The sequence below is a fragment of the Streptomyces sp. NPDC034111 genome (assembly GCF_055575375.1).
This window is the reverse complement of record NZ_JBVIST010000003.1, coordinates 290,952-309,944: the sequence shown is the minus strand read 5'-3', so window position 1 is coordinate 309,944 and position 18,993 is coordinate 290,952. Positions and strand designations below refer to the sequence as shown.

15 protein-coding genes are annotated in these 18,993 nt (G+C 72.7%); 9 read left to right on the top strand and 6 right to left on the bottom strand.

Going from position 1 to position 18,993, the window contains the following annotated elements; genetic code table 11:
* Positions 1–18 precede the first annotated feature (18 nt).
* On the top strand, positions 19–1,848 hold the full coding sequence (locus tag ACZ55A_RS10735) for a GMC oxidoreductase (RefSeq protein ID WP_468837259.1): 1,830 nt from the start codon (positions 19–21) through the stop codon (positions 1,846–1,848).
* A gap of 81 nt (positions 1,849–1,929) precedes the next feature.
* Here ACZ55A_RS10735 and ACZ55A_RS10730 read toward each other — a convergent pair whose 3' ends face one another.
* On the bottom strand, positions 1,930–3,030 hold the full coding sequence (locus tag ACZ55A_RS10730) for an LAETG motif-containing sortase-dependent surface protein (RefSeq protein ID WP_468837257.1): 1,101 nt from the start codon (positions 3,028–3,030) through the stop codon (positions 1,930–1,932).
* 941 nt (positions 3,031–3,971) lie between these two features.
* Positions 3,972–4,289, bottom strand: coding sequence for a chorismate mutase (locus ACZ55A_RS10725; RefSeq protein ID WP_468837254.1), 318 nt, complete (start codon positions 4,287–4,289; stop codon positions 3,972–3,974).
* 253 nt (positions 4,290–4,542) lie between these two features.
* Here ACZ55A_RS10725 and guaA point away from each other — a divergent pair, with 253 nt between their 5' ends.
* Positions 4,543–6,129: a glutamine-hydrolyzing GMP synthase gene (gene guaA / locus ACZ55A_RS10720; protein ID WP_468837251.1), complete on the top strand. Its 1,587-nt coding sequence runs from the start codon at positions 4,543–4,545 to the stop codon at positions 6,127–6,129.
* A 151-nt stretch (positions 6,130–6,280) separates the two neighbouring features.
* On the opposite strand, the gene ACZ55A_RS10715 is transcribed toward guaA, so the two are convergent.
* Positions 6,281–6,769 carry an SRPBCC family protein gene (locus ACZ55A_RS10715; protein ID WP_468837248.1) on the bottom strand — a complete coding sequence of 163 codons (489 nt, stop codon included), beginning with the start codon at positions 6,767–6,769 and terminating at the stop codon, positions 6,281–6,283.
* A gap of 9 nt (positions 6,770–6,778) precedes the next feature.
* Here ACZ55A_RS10715 and ACZ55A_RS10710 point away from each other — a divergent pair, with 9 nt between their 5' ends.
* On the top strand, positions 6,779–7,696 hold the full coding sequence (locus ACZ55A_RS10710; RefSeq protein ID WP_468837245.1) for a class II aldolase/adducin family protein: 918 nt from the start codon (positions 6,779–6,781) through the stop codon (positions 7,694–7,696).
* 39 nt (positions 7,697–7,735) lie between these two features.
* On the opposite strand, the gene ACZ55A_RS10705 is transcribed toward ACZ55A_RS10710, so the two are convergent.
* Positions 7,736–8,500 (bottom strand): bestrophin-like domain, encoded by a 765-nt coding sequence (locus tag ACZ55A_RS10705; RefSeq protein WP_468837243.1) that lies wholly within the window; start codon positions 8,498–8,500, stop codon positions 7,736–7,738.
* A gap of 994 nt (positions 8,501–9,494) precedes the next feature.
* On the opposite strand from ACZ55A_RS10705, the gene ACZ55A_RS10700 reads away from it, so the two are divergent.
* Positions 9,495–10,772, top strand: a complete 1,278-nt coding sequence (locus ACZ55A_RS10700) for a hypothetical protein (protein WP_468837931.1) — start codon at positions 9,495–9,497, stop codon at positions 10,770–10,772.
* Between the two features lie 219 nt (positions 10,773–10,991).
* The gene (locus tag ACZ55A_RS10695; RefSeq protein ID WP_468837240.1) at positions 10,992–11,537 is read left to right on the top strand and encodes a TQO small subunit DoxD; all 546 of its coding nucleotides are present in this window, start codon (positions 10,992–10,994) and stop codon (positions 11,535–11,537) included.
* Positions 11,538–11,654: 117 nt separating this feature from the next.
* Here the strand turns inward: ACZ55A_RS10695 and ACZ55A_RS10690 are convergent, their stop codons facing one another.
* Both ACZ55A_RS10690 and ACZ55A_RS10685 read right to left on the bottom strand, forming a co-directional pair.
* The gene (locus tag ACZ55A_RS10690; protein ID WP_468837238.1) at positions 11,655–11,888 is read right to left on the bottom strand and encodes a hypothetical protein; all 234 of its coding nucleotides are present in this window, start codon (positions 11,886–11,888) and stop codon (positions 11,655–11,657) included.
* A complete protein-coding gene (locus ACZ55A_RS10685) occupies positions 11,885–13,360 on the bottom strand; it encodes a PspC domain-containing protein (RefSeq protein WP_468837235.1) in 1,476 nt (491 codons plus the stop codon). The genes ACZ55A_RS10690 and ACZ55A_RS10685 overlap by 4 nt, the downstream gene beginning before the upstream one ends.
* Positions 13,361–13,691: 331 nt before the next feature.
* Between ACZ55A_RS10685 and ACZ55A_RS10680 the strand changes: the two genes are divergently transcribed.
* The 4 genes from ACZ55A_RS10680 (at position 13,692) to ACZ55A_RS10665 (ending at position 18,961) form a co-directional block, all read left to right on the top strand.
* Positions 13,692–15,365 carry a serine/threonine-protein kinase gene (locus ACZ55A_RS10680; RefSeq protein WP_468837928.1) on the top strand — a complete coding sequence of 558 codons (1,674 nt, stop codon included), beginning with the start codon at positions 13,692–13,694 and terminating at the stop codon, positions 15,363–15,365.
* Between the two features lie 98 nt (positions 15,366–15,463).
* Positions 15,464–16,765, top strand: a complete 1,302-nt coding sequence (locus ACZ55A_RS10675; protein ID WP_468837232.1) for a PspC domain-containing protein — start codon at positions 15,464–15,466, stop codon at positions 16,763–16,765.
* Between the two features lie 89 nt (positions 16,766–16,854).
* A complete protein-coding gene (locus ACZ55A_RS10670) occupies positions 16,855–17,565 on the top strand; it encodes a LuxR C-terminal-related transcriptional regulator (protein WP_468837229.1) in 711 nt (236 codons plus the stop codon).
* A gap of 271 nt (positions 17,566–17,836) precedes the next feature.
* Positions 17,837–18,961 carry an alpha/beta hydrolase gene (locus ACZ55A_RS10665; protein WP_468837227.1) on the top strand — a complete coding sequence of 375 codons (1,125 nt, stop codon included), beginning with the start codon at positions 17,837–17,839 and terminating at the stop codon, positions 18,959–18,961.
* Positions 18,962–18,993 lie beyond the last annotated feature (32 nt).

Genomic DNA, 18,993 nt, shown 5'->3' with positions numbered 1-18,993 from the left:
GAACAGCAGGGAGAGCCAGTGCCCCAGGAGAACTCTGCCCGGAACCAGGACGAGACGTCCGGGGGACACGACGACGGTTACGACTACGACGTGCTCGTCATCGGCTCCGGCTTCGGCGGCTCCGTCTCGGCGCTGCGGCTGACCGAGAAGGGCTACCGGGTCGGCGTCCTGGAGGCCGGCCGCCGCTTCACCCGGGAGTCGCTGCCGAAGAACTCCTGGGACCTCAAGAACTATCTGTGGGCCCCGGCGCTCGGCCTCTACGGCATCCAGCGCATCCATCTCCTCGGGAACGTCATGGTCCTGGCGGGCGCCGGGGTCGGCGGCGGCTCGCTGAACTACGCCAACACCCTCTACATACCGCCCAAACCGTTCTTCGACGACCCGCAGTGGAAGCACATCACCGACTGGCAGGACGAGCTCAAGCCGTACTACGACCAGGCCCGCCGGATGCTGGGCGTACGGCTCAACCCGACGATGACGCCGTCCGACGTCCATCTGAAGGCGACCGCACAGGCCATGGGCGTCGGCGACTCCTTCCACATGGCGCCGGTCGGGGTGTTCTTCGGCGACGGGGACGACGCGGACGGGACCGTCAGGGCGGCGCCCGGCGGCGAGGTCGCGGACCCGTACTTCGGCGGCGCGGGCCCCTCCCGCAAGGCGTGCACCGAGTGCGGTGAGTGCATGACGGGCTGCCGGCACGGCGCCAAGAACACCCTCAACGAGAACTACCTCCACCTCGCCGAGCAGGCCGGGGCCGTCATCCACCCGATGACCTCGGTCGTCGCGCTCACCGAGGACTCCCGCGGCGGCTTCGCCGTCAAGACGCTGCCGACCGACAACAAGAAGAAGGGCGAGAGCCGCACCTTCACGGCCCGCCGCGTCGTGCTCGCGGCCGGTACCTACGGCACCCAGACCCTGCTGCACCGTATGAAGGACAGCGGCCTGCTCCCGTACCTCTCCGGCCGGCTCGGGACGCTGACCCGCACCAACTCCGAGGCGCTGGTGGGCGCGCAGACCGACGACCGCCGCTACCGGAAGCGGCACGGCGCGGCGAAGGCCGACTTCACCAGGGGCGTGGCGATCACCTCGTCGATCCACCCCGACGAGAACACCCATATCGAGCCGGTCCGCTACGGCAGGGGCTCCAACGCGATGGGCGGCCTGACGATCCTCCAGGTGCCCTACCGTCCCACCGGGCGCGTCATGGGCTGGCTCGGCAACGTCGCCCGCCACCCCTGGCTCGCCCTGCGCTCACTGTCCAACCGCCGCTGGTCGGAGCGGACCATCATCGGGCTGGTCATGCAGTCCCTCGACAACTCCCTGACGACGTACCGGAAGCCGAAGGGCCTCGGCAAGGGCCTGCTCACCGCGCGCCAGGGCCATGGCGCACCGAACCCGAACCAGATCCCCGAGGCCACCCGCGCGGCGACGCTGCTGGCCGAGGAGATCAACGGCTTCGCGGGCTCCAACGTCGGTGAGCTGATGGGCACTCCGCTCACCGCGCACTTCCTCGGCGGCTGCCCGATCGGCGACTCGGCGGACACCGGCGTCATCGATCCCTACCACCGCCTCTACGGCCATCCGGGCATCTCGGTCGTCGACGGCGCCGCGGTCTCCGCGAACCTGGGCGTCAACCCGTCCCTGACCATCACCGCACAGGCCGAGCGGGCGATGTCCCTGTGGCCCAACAAGGGCGAACCGGACCCCCGTCCCACCCCGGGCCTGCCCTACCGGCGACTGGCCCCCGTCGAGCCGGTGCACCCCGCCGTCCCCGAGAAGGCCTTCGGCGCGCTGAAACTGCCGTTCCTGGCCGTCCCGCCCGTACCGCCGAAGAAGTCCCACAGCTAGGGGAGACACCCCCGGCAGGCCGGATACGACGAGGGGCCGCTCCCGGCGGACGCGGCCCCTCGCCTCTCCTGCTGCTACCGCTTACGCGGCGGCAGCACCGCCCGACGTCTTACGACGGCGGACGACGACGATCGCGCCGGCGCCCACGGCCATGGCGACGCCGCCCACGAGGGCGATGGTCGGCAGCGCGGAGGAGGAACCGGTCTCGGCGAGCTTGCCGGTGACCGGGAGGTCCTTCAGATCACCCTGCGGGGCGGGCTTGTTGCCCTTGTGCTTGCCCGGCTTGCTCTTGGCCGGCGGCACGCTGCCCGGCTTGCTGCCCGCGACCAGGACGTCGAAGTCGTACTGCGCGACGTCCGAGAAGCCGCAGACGTCGTCCTCGTTGTGGTACGCGCCGATGGTGAACGCGAAGCCGTAGCTGCCCGGGGTCTTGGCGTCGACCTTCAGACGCAGCTTGGCGTCGGCGTACTCACCGGGGTTGAGGCCCTCGACGGAGGCGAAGTAGCCGTCCTCGTCGGTGATGGACTCCCAGGAGTGGGCGCCCTCGTTGTACCACTGCACGGTCAGCAGGTGGGAGACGTCGTCGAAGTTGCCGGTGTTGATGGCACCCAGCGCGACGTAGGCGTCGACCGACTTCATCGACTTGTCGGAGGTGTTGGTGGCGCGGAAGGTGAAGTTCTTCCAGCCGGAACCGGCCACGACCTTGCTCGGCAGACCGCGCAGCTCGGTGCTGATCGCCGTCTCCTCCGACTGCTTGGCGCAGGTCGGGTCCTCGTCGTCCTCGGTCGGCTTGGCGGTGGGCTTGGCCGAGGTGGAGGGCTTGGGGGAGTCGCTGGGCTTGGTGTCGCCGCCCGGGGTGGCCGGTGCGCTCGGTCCGGTCTCGTCACCGGTGCCGCTCTCGCCGCCGGTCTCGCCGCCGGTGCCGGTCTCGTCACCGGGCTCGGCGTCGTCGCCCGGTGTGGTGTCCTCGGCCGGGGCGGTGGACTCGTCACCGGCGGCGGGGGTCTCCGGCTGCGCGGTGTCGTCGGTCTGGTCCGAGCCGGGGGTGCCCGTCGTCGGCTCGGCGCTCACGCCGGTCTCGGTGTCGGCACCGGTCGCAAACGCGGCAGGCGCCGCCATCAGGGCGGCAGGGGCTATGACGGCCGTCGCGGCGGCAGCCGTCAGGGCACGGCGAAGCTTCATCGAGAAGACCTCTCGGGGTCCAAAGTGCCGTTGAGGGGCACACGTTGGTGCGGGCCGTCGCGGTGGGGCGCGGTATGGCCGTGCGATTGCACGTACATGACCAGCCATGGCTGAAAAAGGTTGTTCGGCCGAACAGAAATATCGGCGTGACGCCGATCACATGCGTCACAGCTGTCTCACAGGGTGCGCACAGCGGGTGCCCGGCGCGAACGTCGCGCCGGTGGTGCGCCGGATGCCCGCCCGGCACAGCGAAGGGCCCCGGACACCGTCCGCGAGGGGGGATGCGGACGGCCACGGGGCCCTTGGCTTTCGGTGCCGGCGTCAGGGCAGCGCCGGCACCGACGGGCGGCGCTGGGGGGGGGTAGCGCCGCTGGCTCTTGGGTGGTGCTCGTGCGTGGTGCTCGATGGTGCGGATTCCGCGCCGGCCGGGCCTCTTGCAGCGCAAAAGTCCGTACCGGAAACGGCAGGTCATTCGTCAAGCATGGTCCTGGATGCGCCACACCTGGCGCAACCGTTTCGACCGGATGCGGTCGGTCCCGGGCGTCCCCAGGACCGACCACCCCATCGGATGTGACCGGGCTGCTGTCCCCTGCTGACCGGTCACGGCAACGGAACGAGGTCCCACGACGCGGGCCGCGGCGAGCGGCCGGCGTCTCATCGCTCCGGGTTTCCCGCCCGTGGGGCGGCGTCTACGCGTAGTCCTGCAGGCCGCGCCTGGCTGGCGTGGCACCGGGAACAACGAAGGCCCGCGGCGGCCGGTCACGCGCCGTACGGGTGAGACGGCAACCGAACGCAGATCCAGCGGCTGCGCCGGGCGCGCGCTCCGGTGCCATGCGCCCCGACCTGTGCGCCGAAACCGACCGAACAGCAAATGAATCCGGCCACACTCGGCCACAAGGTCCGGCGCAAGGGCCGCCGCGAGTCCCGGGCCGGGGCGCACCTCAGATCTGCCCCCGGGACAGCTCCAGCAGCGTCATCGCCAGCGCGGTGCCCGGCTTGCCGAGCTGGTCGCGGTAGTGGGCGAGGATCTCCATCTCGCGGGAGAGGTTCACCCGCCGCCCGCCGGAGGTGATCCGCTCGCGCTGGATGACGGCCGAGACGGCCATCCGTTCCTGTACGAGGCCGATGATCCGGCCGTCGAGATCGTCGATCCGGCGCCGTGCGTCGCTGATGATCCCGGCCGCCTCCGGGGTGCGGGCGCCGGTGTCGGGGGCGGTGGCAGGGCCGGTGGCAGGGGCGGTGGTGGTCTCGGTGCTCATGTCCGTAACTCCTGGGGTGTCCGGCCCCGGAGCCGACGACCGGTCCTGACGCACGACAGACGCCCCGGACCTTGTCGGCCCGGGGCGCCTGGGAAGTTTGCTCGTCAGTTGATCAAGCAGCACGACCATGGCAGCCGGACGGGCCGGTGCCATAGGTAAAGACGAAGGTCAGCTGCTTGGACATGGCGCTCAGTATGAGCCCGTTAGAATCGAAAGTCCAACCCTGCTCCACACCCGCCGGAAGGCCGCCGAAGTGCCATCAGCGCCCCCTGCCGCTGCCCCGGACGTCGTCCTCGTAGTCGACTTCGGCGCACAGTACGCCCAGCTCATCGCCCGCCGAGTCCGTGAGGCCCGGGTCTACAGCGAGATCGTGCCGTCCACCATGCCGGTGGCGGAGATGCTCGCCAAGAACCCGAAGGCGATCATCCTCTCCGGCGGCCCGTCGTCCGTCTACGCCGAGGACGCCCCCAGCCTCGACCGTTCCCTGTTCGAGGCCGGTGTCCCGGTCTTCGGCATGTGTTACGGCTTCCAGCTCATGGCCACCACCCTCGGTGGCACCGTCGACAACACCGGCGCCCGTGAGTACGGCCGTACCCCCCTGACCGTCTCCCGCCCCGGCTCCACCCTCTTCGAGGGCACCCCCGCCGAGCAGTCGGTGTGGATGTCCCACGGCGACGCCTGCTCCGCCGCCCCCGAGGGCTTCACGGTCACCGCGTCCACCGACGTGGTCCCGGTCGCCGCCTTCGAGAACGACGAGAAGAAGCTCTACGGCGTCCAGTACCACCCCGAGGTCATGCACTCCACGCACGGCCAGCAGGTCCTGGAGCACTTCCTCTACCGCGGTGCGGGCATCGAGCCGAACTGGACCACCCACAGCGTGGTCGAGGAGCAGGTCGCCGCGATCCGCGCCCAGGTCGGCACCAAGCGCGCCATCTGCGGGCTGTCCGGCGGCGTGGACTCCGCGGTCGCCGCCGCCCTCGTCCAGAAGGCCATCGGCGACCAGCTGACCTGCGTCTATGTCGACCACGGCCTGATGCGCAAGGGCGAGTCCGAGCAGGTCGAGAAGGACTTCGTGGCCGCCACCGGCGTCCAGCTGAAGGTCGTCGAGGCCGAGGAGCGCTTCCTGGGCGCGCTGGCCGGGGTCAGCGACCCCGAGCAGAAGCGGAAGATCATCGGCCGCGAGTTCATCCGGGTCTTCGAGCAGGCCCAGGCCGAGCTGATCGCCGAGGCCGGCGCCGAGGGCGAGGAAGTGGCCTTCCTGGTCCAGGGCACGCTCTACCCGGACATCGTCGAGTCCGGCGGCGGCACCGGCACCGCCAACATCAAGTCGCACCACAACGTCGGCGGCCTCCCCGACGACATCGAGTTCGAGCTCGTCGAGCCGCTGCGCAAGCTGTTCAAGGACGAGGTCCGGATGGTCGGCACCGAGCTCGGCCTGCCCGAGGAGATCGTCCACCGCCAGCCGTTCCCCGGCCCCGGCCTGGGCATCCGCATCGTCGGCGAGGTCACCAAGGAGCGCCTGGACCTGCTGCGCGAGGCCGACGCCATCGCCCGCGAGGAGCTGACCGCGGCCGGCCTGGACCGCGAGATCTGGCAGTGCCCGGTGGTCCTGCTGGCCGACGTCCGCTCCGTCGGCGTCCAGGGCGACGGCCGCACCTACGGCCACCCGATCGTGCTGCGCCCGGTCTCCTCCGAGGACGCCATGACGGCCGACTGGACCCGCATGCCGTACGAGGTCCTGGCCCGCATCTCCACCCGCATCACCAACGAGGTCGCCGACGTCAACCGCGTCGTCCTCGACGTCACCAGCAAGCCGCCGGGCACGATCGAGTGGGAGTGATCACCCGTTGATCAACCGCTGATATCCCGCTGAGGCAACGACCGCGCCGTCGCTCGTCCTCCCTCCTCGCCCGTATGCGGCGAGGAAGGGGGCCCGAGCGGCGGCGTTGTCGTTCCCGCGGGGTGGCTGCGCCTCCGACAGGGCCGCGCGGCTAGGCAGCCGGTGCGTCGCCGCCCGCCCCGCCCCCGGCGTACGCGGCGAGGCGGTCCAGGGTCCGGCGCATCGCGGGGGCCATCTTGGCCGGGTAGCCGGGGAGCTCGATCACCAGGCGGGGGAAGCGGGCGCCGCGCCAGTCGTAGGTGTGGGTCACCCGCGTCCCGCCGGAGTCCAGCGGCTGAAGTGCGTAGCGCCAGCGCTGGCCGCCGACCAGCCGGCGGCCGGCCAGCTCGCCCCAGGTCTCCCAGGCGAGCAGCCGGTCCCGCTCGTACTCGACCACGACGTTGACCGAGCGGTACGGGATGCCGCCCTGGCGCATGCCCATGCTGAACCGGTCTCCGAGCGTCAGCACCTCGGGCCCCTGCGGGCCGCCGCGCAGCATGCCCGATCCGTCCAGGGCGGCGTGCCGGCGCGGGTCGGTGAGGAGCGCGAACACCTCGCCGGCCGGCGCCGCTATGTCCTTGTGGACCACGACAGTTCTCATTGCCTCATCATGGCGCGGCGTTCGTACGGGGTTCACAGCACCTCCACCGCAACCGCCGGCACCATGTCTGGCCTCTTCACGTACCGCGGCGTAGCTTCCCGGGCGAACCACCAGCAAAGGAGGACCGCCGCGATGCCCGAGTCGAGCGCGCCGACGCCCATCCCCACCGAGCTGCTGCACTTCGCGATGCCGCCGACGCACCAGACCGTCGACGGCGAGCGGCGCTACCGCAAGGAGCGCCTGGTGGCGGCGCTGCGGCTCTTCGGGCACCACGGCTTCGAGGAGGGCGTCGCGGGCCATATCACCGTGCGTGACCCGGAGTTCCCCGACTGCTTCTGGGTCAACCCGTTCGGGAGGTCCTTCCAGCTCCTCACGCTCAGCGATCTGATCCTGGTGAACGCCGAGGGCAAGGTCGTCGAGGGCCGCTACCACGTCAACCAGGCGGCGTTCGCGATCCATTCACAGATCCACCAGGCCCGCCCGGACGTCATCGCCGCCGCCCACAGCCACTCCACGTACGGCAGGGCGCTGTCCGCCCTCGGCGAGCTGCTGGACCCGATCACCCAGGACGTCTGCGCGTTCTACGAGGACCATGCGCTCTTCGACGACTACACCGGCGTGGTGGTCGACGAGGACGAGGGCCGCCGGATCGCGGCCGCGCTGGGCCCGCACAAGGCCGTGATACTGCGCAACCACGGGCTGCTGACGGTCGGCGACTCGGTGGACGCCGCGGCCTGGTGGTTCCTGACGATGGAGCGCTCCTGCCAGGTGCAGCTGACCGCGAGGGCGGCCGGCAAGCCGGTGCTGATCGACCACCACGACGCCGTCCGCACCCGCGAGCAGCTGGGCAACGACCTGGTGGCCTGGATCAACTACCAGCCGCTGTACCAGCAGATCGTGCGGAGCGACCCGGAGCTCTTCAGCTAGCGGCAGGGGCGGGCAGGGGCGCCTTGCGGAGGGCCCGGGTCACAGCGGCAGATGCGGGAACAGGTCCGTGAACGGTTCCGCGCTCGCCGAGATGCCCCGGCTGAACGGCGCGTCGAAGTCCCAGACGAGGAACAGCAGAAAGGCGATCAGCGCGCTGAAGAGCCCGGCCATCAGCAACTCCCGCCCCGAACGCCGGATCTGGAGGGTGAAGATGACGCCGATGGAGATGGCGCCCCCGGTGATCAGCCCGAACCACACCACCCCCGGCAGCGTCGAACCGGCGGCGTCCGCACGGGCGGCGCGGGCCCCGTCGGCCACCGCGACCTGGTCGACGAGCGGCTGGTAGGACTGCCCCTCGAAGTCGTTGGCGGGGTGGTAGTCGGTGACATCGGCCCGCACCTTCGCCAGCAGCGCGGTGCCCCGCCCGGTCAGCTGCCCCCGGTCGGTCATGACCGGCCACTCCTTGTGCACGACGTACGACACATACGCGTCGGTGTCCGCGCGGATCCGGTCCCGCACCGGCGCCGGATAGGCCCGCGCCCGCGTACTGACCTCGTGCAGGGCCTGGGCCTCGGTCCGTACGGTGTCCTCGGCCGCGCTCCTGGCCTCCCAGACACCGGCGATGGCCAGGCCCAGCACGATCGCGTACACCACCCCCACCATCATCGTCAGATACTCGATCACGGCGGGCGTTTCGGCCGGCTCGTCGTCCTCGCCGGTCCGGCGCGACTTGAGCACGGTGATGCTCAGTACGACACCGCAGACGGCGGCCATGGCGATGCCCAGCACCAGCCATTGCGACATGGAACCTCCTACGAGGAACGGCGCCCGGCGGAACCGGACGAGGAGCTCGAACGGGGACGGAGCGCGGCGGCCGCCAGCACGGCCGGGGCGGTGAGCAGCAGGGTCGTGGTCACCACGGAGCGCCCTTCGCGCGGCGGGTGGGACGCCCGGACGTAGCTGCGGGGCGGCAGCGGCGGGGGCGACGCCGGGCGGCGCGGGCGTTCGGAGGCGCGCGGAGCGGACGACGGGGGCGGCGAGGGAGGCGGAGACGGCGGCGGGGGAGTGGGGCGGGCGTGAGGCGAAGGCGGCGGTGGCGGTGGCGGGGGTGGTGTCGGCCGTGGGGCCGGGGCGGCGGGGCGTGGCGCGGGACGGGGGGCGTGGGGGCGAGGGGCCGGCGGGGAGGAGGGCGCGGGCGGGCGTTCGGTCTCGGTGCAGGGAAAGTGCCAGCCGCGCGGCAGGGGAAAGCCGGTCGGTACGTCGACGGGCGGAGCGGTGCCGGCGAAGGCACAGTTGTCGCCGGTGACCGGGCGGTGGGGCCGGGCCTGGGCGGTCGCCGGCGGCGCGGTGACGGACAGCGTGGCGAACAGCGCGGTGACCCCGGTCAGCAGAAGGAGGACGGCGGCCGGCACAACGGCCGCGAGGCGGGCCGTCCCGCCGCACCCCGCCGCCCGTGGCGGGCCGCCGCCCCGCCGCGGCTCAACTCGTCGGCGCGGTCCATGAGATCCGGGTATTTGACGCACGGCGAGAGCCTGCGCCACCCACGGGCCGCTCAGCCGTCGCCCTGCCCCGGTTCGCCCGAACGGGGGAAGCGCAAGGCCTGCGCGGGCGGCCGGCGGCCGGATGTGCGGGGCGCGGCCGGCGGGCGTCAACCTGCCGACGCGCCCGTCACCCCCCGCCAGCTGGACGTTTACCGCCGGACCCGTCCGCATACGGAACAATTTGCCGTCCGGTAGTGCGAGTTGACGGCGAGTGGTGGCGGGCGGTACGGGACGTGGCGGTTGAGGCGGCAGGCAGGATGGCCGGAACGGGCGGGCCGGAGGACGGCGCGGAGCACGGCGGCGGTGGTGAGTGCCGGTGCGGACGGTGCCCGCACGGCGCCCGTACCGGACACCGGCATGCGGTCGCCGCATTCGTGGCGCTGCGCGAGGACTTCGCCGCCGGCCGCGGTGTACCGGCCGGGCTCGCCCGCTCCGCCGGCGCCGCCCGCCAGTGGGTCTCCGACGAACTGACCCTCTCCGCCCGTGAACTGGCCCGGCGCGGCGCCGCCGAGCGCATCAGCTGGCTGGCCGCCGTACGGGCGCGCACCCTGCTGGCGGTCTGGGGCGCGGTGGTGGCCCTGCTGCTCGGACAGGCGCTGACCGCCGTCGGGGCGGAGTGGACCGCGGCCCGTACGGCGGGGCTGCTCGCCGCCGCCGTCCTGGCGCTGGGGCTGACCACCGCGGCCGTCGGGCACCGTACGCACGGCGGGGCGCTGGCCCCGCTGATCGGCGCGGACGGCCGGCTGTCCACCTCGCGGACGGTCGCCGCTGGCTGGGTGGCCGCGGTGCTGTACGCCGTGCTGACGCTGACCGCACAACTGGCGCTCGCCGGCACCCCGCCTCTGCGGAACTCCCTGCTCCAGGGCATGGAACCGGCCCGGAGCGGTGCGCTGCCCGCGGTGCTCGCGACCGGCTGCGCGGTGGCGGTACTGGCGCACGGACTGGTCGCCGCGCGGGTGCGGACGGGGCGGCTCCAGAAGGTCCCGGCGGAGCGGCCGCGCGCCGCGGATCTGCTCACCGACGACGCGGGACGCGGCAGCCTGCCGGCCGTGCAGTACGTCCTGGTCAATGCGGCCGTACTGGCCCTCGCCCTGGTGCGGCTGGCCCGGCAGCCGGGGGAACTCCCGCAGCTGCCCTGGGGCTTGGTGGCCCTGGTGGCCGTCTCCGGGGCGACGTATCTGGCCGGGAAGCTGATGGCCGGCGGCCGGCCGGTGATCCTGTCCGTCGTCCGCTCCCGTGAGCTGGGCGATCTCGCCGCGCCGGTCCGTACCGGCGAGGACATCGAGATCCGTGGCACCGGCTTCGTCCCGCCCGGCGCCGCGGCCCCCGACCGGCTCGCCCGCACCGTCGTACGGATCGGTGCGGTCCATGTCCCCGTCCCGCTCGTCCCGGTGGCCGGCGGCTTCGCCAACCCGACGGACTCCGTGCTGACGGTTCCGGTCCCGGTCGATGTCGAACCGGGCAGGGTGGCGGTCCGGGTGATCACGGCGGCGGGGGTCGAATCGGCTGCCTATCCGCTTGATGTCGTGGACTGAGTCCGGTGGTCGTGGCCCGGGTGCGGCAGCCATGGCCTGAGCCGGCAGCGGCCCCCGGCGGCTCGGCATCACCCCCGCGGCGTGTCGATTCTGTGTGCATCAGCCGCCCGAAGTGCGTCGGTCGGTTGAACCTCTCGCGCCCGCGCGTACGTATCTCCCCCTGAGGCGCGGGCGCGGGCACAATCGTCTGCTCCCGGTGGCAACGGAGAGGCGGACGTCATGGTTCACGCGAATCGCACGATCGGTGCCGACTTGGCAGGGGCGGGCGTCGACGCCGCCGCCGTCGGCCTGCGCGCCCAGCTGGCGCGCCATGCGCTGCTGCCACTGCGCCTCTTCCTGGGTGCCACCTTCCTCTACGCGGGCATCGACAAGCTGACCGATCCGGCATTTCTGGCGGCAGGTGGCGCGGGTTCACTCGGCGGGATGCTGCGCCAGGTCCATGACACGGCCGCGCTGCCGCAACTGGTCGACCTCGCCCAGAAGAGCCCGGTGGGCTTCGGCTACGCCATCGCGGCGGGCGAACTGGCGGTGGGGCTCGGCACGCTCGTCGGACTGCTGGGCCGGCTGGCGGCGTTCGGCGGCGCGCTGATCTCCCTGACCCTCTGGCTCACCGTGAGCTGGTCGATCGAGCCCTACTACTACGGCAACGACCTCGCCTATCTGGTGGCCTGGCTGCCGCTCCTCCTGGCCGGCACACCACGGTTCTCCCTCGACGCGGTGATCGCCGTGCGCCGGAAGCGGCACGGGGCGCAGCTGTTCGGCTGAGCGAGGCCAACCAGGAGCTGGCGCGCGTCAGGGGCCGGCGCCCGCCTGGAGCCGACGCTCGCCAGGAGACCGGCCGGGCGGGAAGCCGGCCTGGCGGGTCCCTCCGCGGTGACGGCCTCACGGTTGGTGGACCGCAGGCGGCTCCTGTGGCGGACGGGCGTGCCGGCGGCGGGTCGTTGCCCAGAGGGTGGCGGTCAGGCCGGAGAGCAGCAGACCGACGGGGACGGCCAGGAAGAGCCAAGGGCCGGGGGCGTGCCAGAGGCCGACGGCATCCAGGCCGTAGGCGGTGCCGACGGTGAGGGCGGTGAGTCCGGAGACCAGACGGGCCGGCTCGAAGGGGTGGCGCTTCACTGGGGGGCTCCCTGGCGGGTCGGGGCGGTCGGCGCGGCGGAGGCGCCCGGCGCGGGCGCTACGGGGGCCGGCGCGGAGGGCGACGGGCCGGCGCGCTGAACGTCCACCTGGCCGGCGCCGACATGGAGGTCGAGGTCCAGCGAGCCGCGCGGCCGCTCGCCCTTCTTGAGGCCTTCGGCGGGCAGCGTGACCGTCCGCTGCCGGCCGCCGGCCAGCAGGTTCACATCGTCCGGTGCATCGCCGGGCAGCTGGATGTCGCCGACACCGAGCGAGATGTGCAGGCGGGTGGTGACCCCGGGCGGCAGTGTCACCTGGAGCCGGCCGGCGCCCACCTCCGCACTGGTGTGGAGCGTACGGCCGCCCTTGAGTGACAGTCCGCCGAGGTCCAACTCGCCTTCACCGGAGCCGAGTTCATAGTGTGACTGGACGGCGGCGAGGGTCGTGGGGGCCCATATGCGCTGCTGCCAGTTGGTGGTGAGGTTGTCGGGGAGCGCCGTCGCACCCGCCAGGAGCAGGGCCGTGCACACCACCATGAAGACCGTGCCGCCGCCGGTACGGCCGAACCAGGCGCTGAGGACGAGTCCGAGGCCGAGGACGACCAGCGCGGCGGCCAGCCCGGCCTGGAGGGCAGGGGCCAGGGCGTGGTGCCGGGAGACGGCGACGGCAGTCCCCGAGCCGACGACCAGCGCGAGCAGAAACGTCCAGCCGCCGATCGGACGGCCGCTGCGGCGACGGCTGTGCGGGGCGCGGGCGGGGTGGGCGCCGTGCGGCGGCACCGGCGGACCGGGCGGCCCGCCCGCGCCCGGCCGGCCGCCCGGCCACGGAGAGGCGTCGGTCGCGGGGGTGCCGTGCTCGAAGCGGTAGGCGATATCGAGGGGGAGCGGGTCGCTCTCGGGCCCCCACAGGTAGCCCGGCGGCGCGTCCCCGGGGCGCGGACTGCGCCACCAGGACGGGCCGGCCGGTGCCGGGGGCGCCTTGGTCTCCGGCGGGGCTTCGGCGACCGCCTGGGCGGTGGCGGCGTCCATCGCTTCCGGCCCCTGTGCCTGCGCCTGCCGGCGCCTGCGCGACCAGTACGCCGAGCCGGCCACCGCCAGCGTCAGCATGATCGCGAAGGACATCATGCTGCCCTTGGCGAGGGTCGTCAGAAACAGTCCGCAGCCGACCAGTGCGAAGAGCAGCGCCGTCAGCGCCTGGCCGTCGACCCGGCCGGAGAGCAGCCGGCGGCCCTCGTTCTCGTCCTCGCCCTCGACGGGGATCAGCAGCCAGGCGAAGCCGTAGACGATCAGGCCGAGGCCGCCGACCGCGAGCACGGCGAGCACGATCCGGAAGATCACCGGGTCGAGGTCCCATTGCCGGCCGAGCCCGCCGCACACCCCGCCGATGACCTTGTGCCGCCGGCTGCGGCGCAGCGGGGGGTGCGGCGCGGTGGGGCCGGTGGGCGCCGACTCCTCGACGGGGGCTGCTTCGTTCATGCACCCATGGTGACAAGATCGCCACAGCTCCGGCATCCGTGGAAACCCTGGCAGATCCCTGAGATCCGCCGGCGGCAGCCCCGAGATGCCCTCGGGGGGTCCCGAAACCCCCCGGGGGTTCGCATATACCCCGCGCTCGCGGCCGTGGCGGAAAGTCGGTCGGGGACGCGCGGTGGCCGGGGGGCTGTCCGGCGCCGCCGGAGACTATCGTTGCGCCCTGGATACGTACGGGTTTCCGGAGGGGCGTGCGGTGACGGAGGCGGCGTCGGTGGACGAGGGGCGACTGGTCGCCGGGCGATATCGCCTGGTTCAACGGATAGGCCAGGGCGGTATGGGCACCGTCTGGCGGGCCCGGGACGAAGTCCTCGGCCGCCAGGTCGCCGTCAAACGCCTGCATGTCTCGCCACAGCTGGACGCGGACGAACTGGCGACCCGCCATGAACGCACCACCCGCGAGGCGCAGGCCGCGGCCCGCATCAACCACCCCAATGTGGTGGGTGTCCACGACGTCGTGGACGACGCCGGGCTGCCGTGCATCGTCATGGAGTACGTCCCGTCCACGACGCTCGGCGACGCCATCAAGGAGGCCGCCCGGTCCGACAGTTCGGTCGCCCCGCGCGAGGCCGCCCGGATCGGCCGCGGCATGATTGCGGCGCTGCGCGCGGCGCACTCCGCCGGTGTGCTGCACCGCGACGTCAAGCCGGGCAATGTGCTGCTCGGCGAGGACGGCCGGGTCGTGCTCACCGACTTCGGCATCGCGGTCGCCAGCGGCACCTCCACCCTCACCAAGACCGGCGAGCTGGTCGGCTCCATCGACTACTTGGCGCCCGAGCGCGTCAAGGGCGGCACCCCGGGCCCCGCCTCGGACCTGTGGGCGCTGGGCGCGACGCTCTATCAGGCCGTCGAGGGACGGCCCCCGTTCCGCAAGAACACCGCGGTCGAGACGGCGTACGCGATCGCCATGGACCCCCTGGAACCGCCGCGCAACGCCGGGCCGCTCACCCCGCTCATCGAGGCGCTGCTCGCCAAGGAGCCGGCGGACCGGCCGACGGCCGAGGTCGTCGAACAGGCGCTGCGGTCCGCCGAGAGCGACGCGGACACCGCCCTGATGGGCTATCCCACGCTGTCGCTGCGGAAGTCCGGGCGTGACGCGGCCGGAGCCGATGAGCAGGCGGAGTCGACGACACGCGCCGTGCCGCACACCGGCGGGGCCGACCGCTCCTCCGGCGGCCGCACCGGAGCGCCGGCCGCCATGAACGCCGTCGCCGGCAACGACGCGACCGGCCGGGTCGCCGTCCCGGAAGGCGGCCTCGGCACGCGGTCCTCCAGCAGTACGGACGTGCTGTCCGGCGGCCGTACGCGCCGGAAGCGGCGGGGCGCCCGGGTCGTGGCCTGGAGCCTCGTCGGGGTGCTCGCCGCCGGCGGCGGCGCGGGCGCGGCCTGGTACGTGCTGCACCGCGACGACACCGGCACGGCCAACGCGGCCAAGCAGCCGGGCAAGGAAGCCCCGGTGAAGCCCGGCCCGGACAGCATCGGCCCGCCGCCGCCCGTCCCCGCCGGCTACCGCAAGGCCACCGAGAGCGCGCTCGGCGTCTCCCTCCCGGTGCCCGACGGCTGGAAACGCAAGGTCGGCGACGGTGGCCGGGAGATCGTCTACTACTCCCAGGCCGAACTCGCCGAGATCAGACTCAGCGTCCTGCCCTTCTCCTCGGGGGATCAGGTGCAGCACCTCAGGGACGTCGAGGCCGGCATCAAGCGGTCATACCCCATCTACTCGCAGTTGCGCATGCAGCCCACCACTTTCCAGGGCGACCCCGCGGCGATCTGGGAGTACACCTACCAGGGCAAGGCCCGGACGTACCGGGGCATCGACGTGGGATTCGGCCGCGAGGGGGGCACGGAGTACGCCATCAACCTGTCCGCGCCCGAGGCCAACTGGACGAAGTACGCGAAGGTCTTCGACAACGTGAAGGACGGCTTCCGCAGGACCGAGCCGAAGAGCTGACGGCTGCGGGCCCCCGCACCGGCCCCGTGAAACGTCAGGGGCGGGGTCAGGGTCGTCCCTGATGCCGCCGGCCCGTGCACCGTGTGACGATCGGGGACATGACCACAGCTCCACCCCGCGCCGAGCCGGGCTTCGCCCCCGCGCCGGACCCCGACGAACCGCCCGTGCGCAAGCTCTACCGCAGCGCCGACGGGCGGCTGCTCGGTGGCGTCGCGCGCGGACTCGCGGGACACCTGGGGCTGCCGGTCTCCTGGGTGCGCGTCGTGTTCGTGGCCCTCTTCATGGCCGACGGCATGGGCGCGCTGCTCTACGCCGCGTTCTGGTTCTTCGTCCCGCTGGGCGTCGGCGGTGTCGAGCACCGCCGGCCCGCCGCCGGCGACGGCACGAAGCGGCGGCTGCGGACCCGCAGACCCGACAAGGGCCAGGTCTTCGCCCTGATCGCCCTGCTGATCGGCGCCTCGGTCATCGCCTCCAGGTTCCAGCTGGGCCGGGCCAACGGCTATCTCTGGCCGGTACTGCTGATCGCCGCCGGTGTGGCCCTGGTGTGGCGGCAGGCGGACAACTCCCGCCGCGCCCAGTGGCTGGAGCTCGGCCGCCGCAAGGGCCTGCTGCCGGTGCTGCGCGGCGCCGCCGGGGTGCTGCTGGTCTGCATCGGGGTCACCGGCATCGTCGTGCTCCAGGGCTCGGTGCGGCACCTCGGCTCGGTGCTTCAGGCCGCCCTCGCCGTCGTCGTCGGCATAGCCCTGCTCGCGGGCCCGTACCTCGTACGGCTCGTGCAGGACCTCTCCGAGGAGCGGCTGATGCGCATCCGCGCCCAGGAGCGCGCCGAGGTCGCCGCCCATGTCCACGACTCCGTGCTGCACACCCTCACCCTGATCCAGCGCAACGCCGACCGGCCCAAGGAGGTCGCGCGCCTGGCCCGGGCCCAGGAGCGCGAGCTGCGCGCCTGGCTCTACAAACCCGAGGGCCGCGGCAAGGACGAGGACGAGGAGCCCACCACCCTGGCGGAGGCGGTCCGCACCGCGGCCGCCGAGGTGGAGGACCACCACGGCGTCCCGATCGAGGTCGTGGTCGTCGGCGACTGCCCGCTGGACGAGGCGCTGAGCGCCCAGATGCAGGCCGCCCGCGAGGCGATGGTCAACGCCGCCAAATACGGTGGCGAAGGCGGCGCGGTGCAGGTGTTCGCCGAGGTGGAGGGCGCTTCGGTCTTCGTCTCGGTGCGCGACCGAGGACCCGGTTTCGACCTGGACGCGGTCCCCGCGGACCGCATGGGCGTACGCGAATCGATCATCGGGCGGATGGAGCGCAACGGCGGCACCGCCCGGCTGCGCCCCGCCCCCGACGGCGGCACCGTCGTCGAGCTGGAGATGGAGCGCACGGCCGAGGAACGCGAGACATGAACGGGCCGGGGGACAGGCACCCGGCGGCGACAGCACCGGCCGGGAGACGGGATGATGACCGGGCAGACACCGACGGACGGACGGAAGACATGAACAGCGAGGACGCACAGCAGGGCGAGGCCGGCGGCGCCGACGGGGGCCGGACCGTACGGGTCGTGCTGGTCGACGACCACCGGATGTTCCGTACGGGCGTCCAGGCCGAGATCGGCGAGACCGCACGCACCGGCGTCGAGGTGGTCGGCGAGGCCGCCGACGTCGACCAGGCGGTCACCGTCATCACCGCCACCCGCCCCGAGGTCGTCCTCCTGGACGTCCACCTCCCCGGTGGCGGCGGCGTCGAGGTACTGCGCCGCTGCGCCACGATGGCGGCCGACGCCGAGCGGCCGGTGCGCTTCCTCGCGCTCTCCGTCTCCGACGCGGCCGAGGACGTCATCGGCGTCATCCGCGGCGGCGCCCGCGGCTACGTCACCAAGACCATCACCGGAAAGGACCTGGTCAACGCCGTCTTCCGGGTCGCCGACGGCGATGCGGTGTTCTCCCCGCGGCTGGCCGGTTTCGTCCTGGACGCCTTCGCCTCGACCGACGCCCCACCGGTCGACGAGGACCTGGACCGCCTCACCCAGCGCGAGCGCGAGGTCCTCCGGCTGATCGCCCGCGGATACGCCTACAAGGAGATCGCCAAGCAGCTGTTCATCTCCGTGAAGACGGTCGAGTCCCATGTCTCCGCGGTGCTGCGCAAGCTCCAGCTGTCCAACCGCCATGAGCTGACCCGCTGGGCGGCCGCCCGGCGACTGGTCTGACCACCGCCCCGACCGCTGCCCCGCCGGCCCGTGACGGCCTGACCTGCGGGTCCTTGCGGGGCCGGCGGTAAGGACCGCTCCGCGGCAGCGCCCCACGACAGGCCGGGGGAAAGCGGGGAGCCGCCGCGGGCGGCGGCGCAAAGAAGCACAAAAGACGGGCAACCAGGACCACGCGGATCACCATCTAAGGGCGCGGAGAGGCTCACTGCCGAAGGCGGGGCCCGAACCATCCCCACATCCTTCGCGTAGTTGTCCTGGAAGCGAGATCCCGATGAGCCTGACGGGCACGCCCTTCTTCCTCACCTCGGTCGCGCTGCTGATCGTCGCCGTCGTACTGCCGCTGGCCCTGTGGAGCCGGATAGCCGGGCCGCGCCTGGTGCGCGGCCTCGCCCGTCTGCTGATGCTGCTGTTCGCGCAGGTCACCGCCATCACCCTGGTCTTCGTCCTGGTCAACAACGCCAACAACCTCTACGACACCTGGGGCGATCTGCTCGGCACCGACAGCCATGTCGCGGTGGCCAAGGACCTCGGCCCCGACGGTATGGGCGGCCAGCAGATCAAGAACGAGCCCAAGCAGCTCCAGCAGTTCCGCCCGGCGGACGACCCACGGGTCGGCCCGGGCGTGCAGATGACCGACCTCGAGGGCCGCATCTCGGGCGTGCGGGGCGAGGTGTACGTCTGGCTGCCCCCGCAGTACAACGACCCCGCCTACCGCAACAAGAAGTTCCCGGTGGTCGAGCTGCTGCCCGGCTACCCCGGCTCGTCCAAGGCCTGGTTCGGATCGCTGCACGTGGGCGAGCAGCTCCGGCCGCTGATGCAGAGCGGTGCGGTCAAACCGTTCATCCTGGTGGCGCCGCGCACCAACCTCCTCACCGGCGCCGACACCGGCTGCGTCAACATCCCCGGCAAGGTCAACGCCGACAGCTGGCTGACCGTCGACGTACGCAAAATGATCACCGACAACTTCCGGGCCGGCGACAAGCCCGACTCCTGGGCGCTGGCCGGCTACTCCGCCGGTGCGCACTGCGCCGCCAAGCTCGCCCTCGCCCACCCGGACCGCTACCGCGCCGCGGTGGCCATGTCCGGCTACAACGACCCCGCGCTGGAGCCGGACTCGCTCGCCGGCAAGGACCCCAAGCTCCGCACCCAGTCCAACCCGCTGCACATCCTGAAGGCCGCCAACGCCGCCGGAAAGCCGCCCCGTACGGCGCTGTACGTCTCGGGCGCCGCGCGCGACGGCTACCAGGCAGGCATCGGCCTGCGCCAGTTCGCCAAGCTTCCGACGACGGTGACCGTGCAGCAGATCCCGGCGAACGCGGGCGGCCACACCACGGAGGTCTGGCGCCACCAGGTGCCGCAGACCTTCCGCTGGCTGGGCGGCCAGCTGCGGGCGTAGCCCGTGGGGCGACCCGACAGCGCCGCCCCACA

Excerpts from the sequence above, each read along its gene's own strand:
- ACZ55A_RS10730 (WP_468837257.1), bottom strand. The coding sequence starts at position 3,030 with ATGAAGCTTCGCCGTGCCCTGACGGCTGCCGCCGCGACGGCCGTCATA.
- ACZ55A_RS10725 (WP_468837254.1), bottom strand. The coding sequence starts at position 4,289 with ATGAGCACCGAGACCACCACCGCCCCTGCCACCGGCCCTGCCACCGCC.
- ACZ55A_RS10715 (WP_468837248.1), bottom strand. The coding sequence starts at position 6,769 with ATGAGAACTGTCGTGGTCCACAAGGACATAGCGGCGCCGGCCGGCGAG.
- ACZ55A_RS10710 (WP_468837245.1), top strand. The coding sequence starts at position 6,779 with ATGGCGCGGCGTTCGTACGGGGTTCACAGCACCTCCACCGCAACCGCC.
- ACZ55A_RS10705 (WP_468837243.1), bottom strand. The coding sequence starts at position 8,500 with ATGTCGCAATGGCTGGTGCTGGGCATCGCCATGGCCGCCGTCTGCGGT.
- ACZ55A_RS10700 (WP_468837931.1), top strand. The coding sequence starts at position 9,495 with ATGGCCGGAACGGGCGGGCCGGAGGACGGCGCGGAGCACGGCGGCGGT.
- ACZ55A_RS10695 (WP_468837240.1), top strand. The coding sequence starts at position 10,992 with ATGGTTCACGCGAATCGCACGATCGGTGCCGACTTGGCAGGGGCGGGC.
- ACZ55A_RS10685 (WP_468837235.1), bottom strand. The coding sequence starts at position 13,360 with ATGAACGAAGCAGCCCCCGTCGAGGAGTCGGCGCCCACCGGCCCCACC.
- ACZ55A_RS10680 (WP_468837928.1), top strand. The coding sequence starts at position 13,692 with ATGGGCACCGTCTGGCGGGCCCGGGACGAAGTCCTCGGCCGCCAGGTC.
- ACZ55A_RS10675 (WP_468837232.1), top strand. The coding sequence starts at position 15,464 with ATGACCACAGCTCCACCCCGCGCCGAGCCGGGCTTCGCCCCCGCGCCG.
- ACZ55A_RS10670 (WP_468837229.1), top strand. The coding sequence starts at position 16,855 with ATGAACAGCGAGGACGCACAGCAGGGCGAGGCCGGCGGCGCCGACGGG.
- ACZ55A_RS10665 (WP_468837227.1), top strand. The coding sequence starts at position 17,837 with ATGAGCCTGACGGGCACGCCCTTCTTCCTCACCTCGGTCGCGCTGCTG.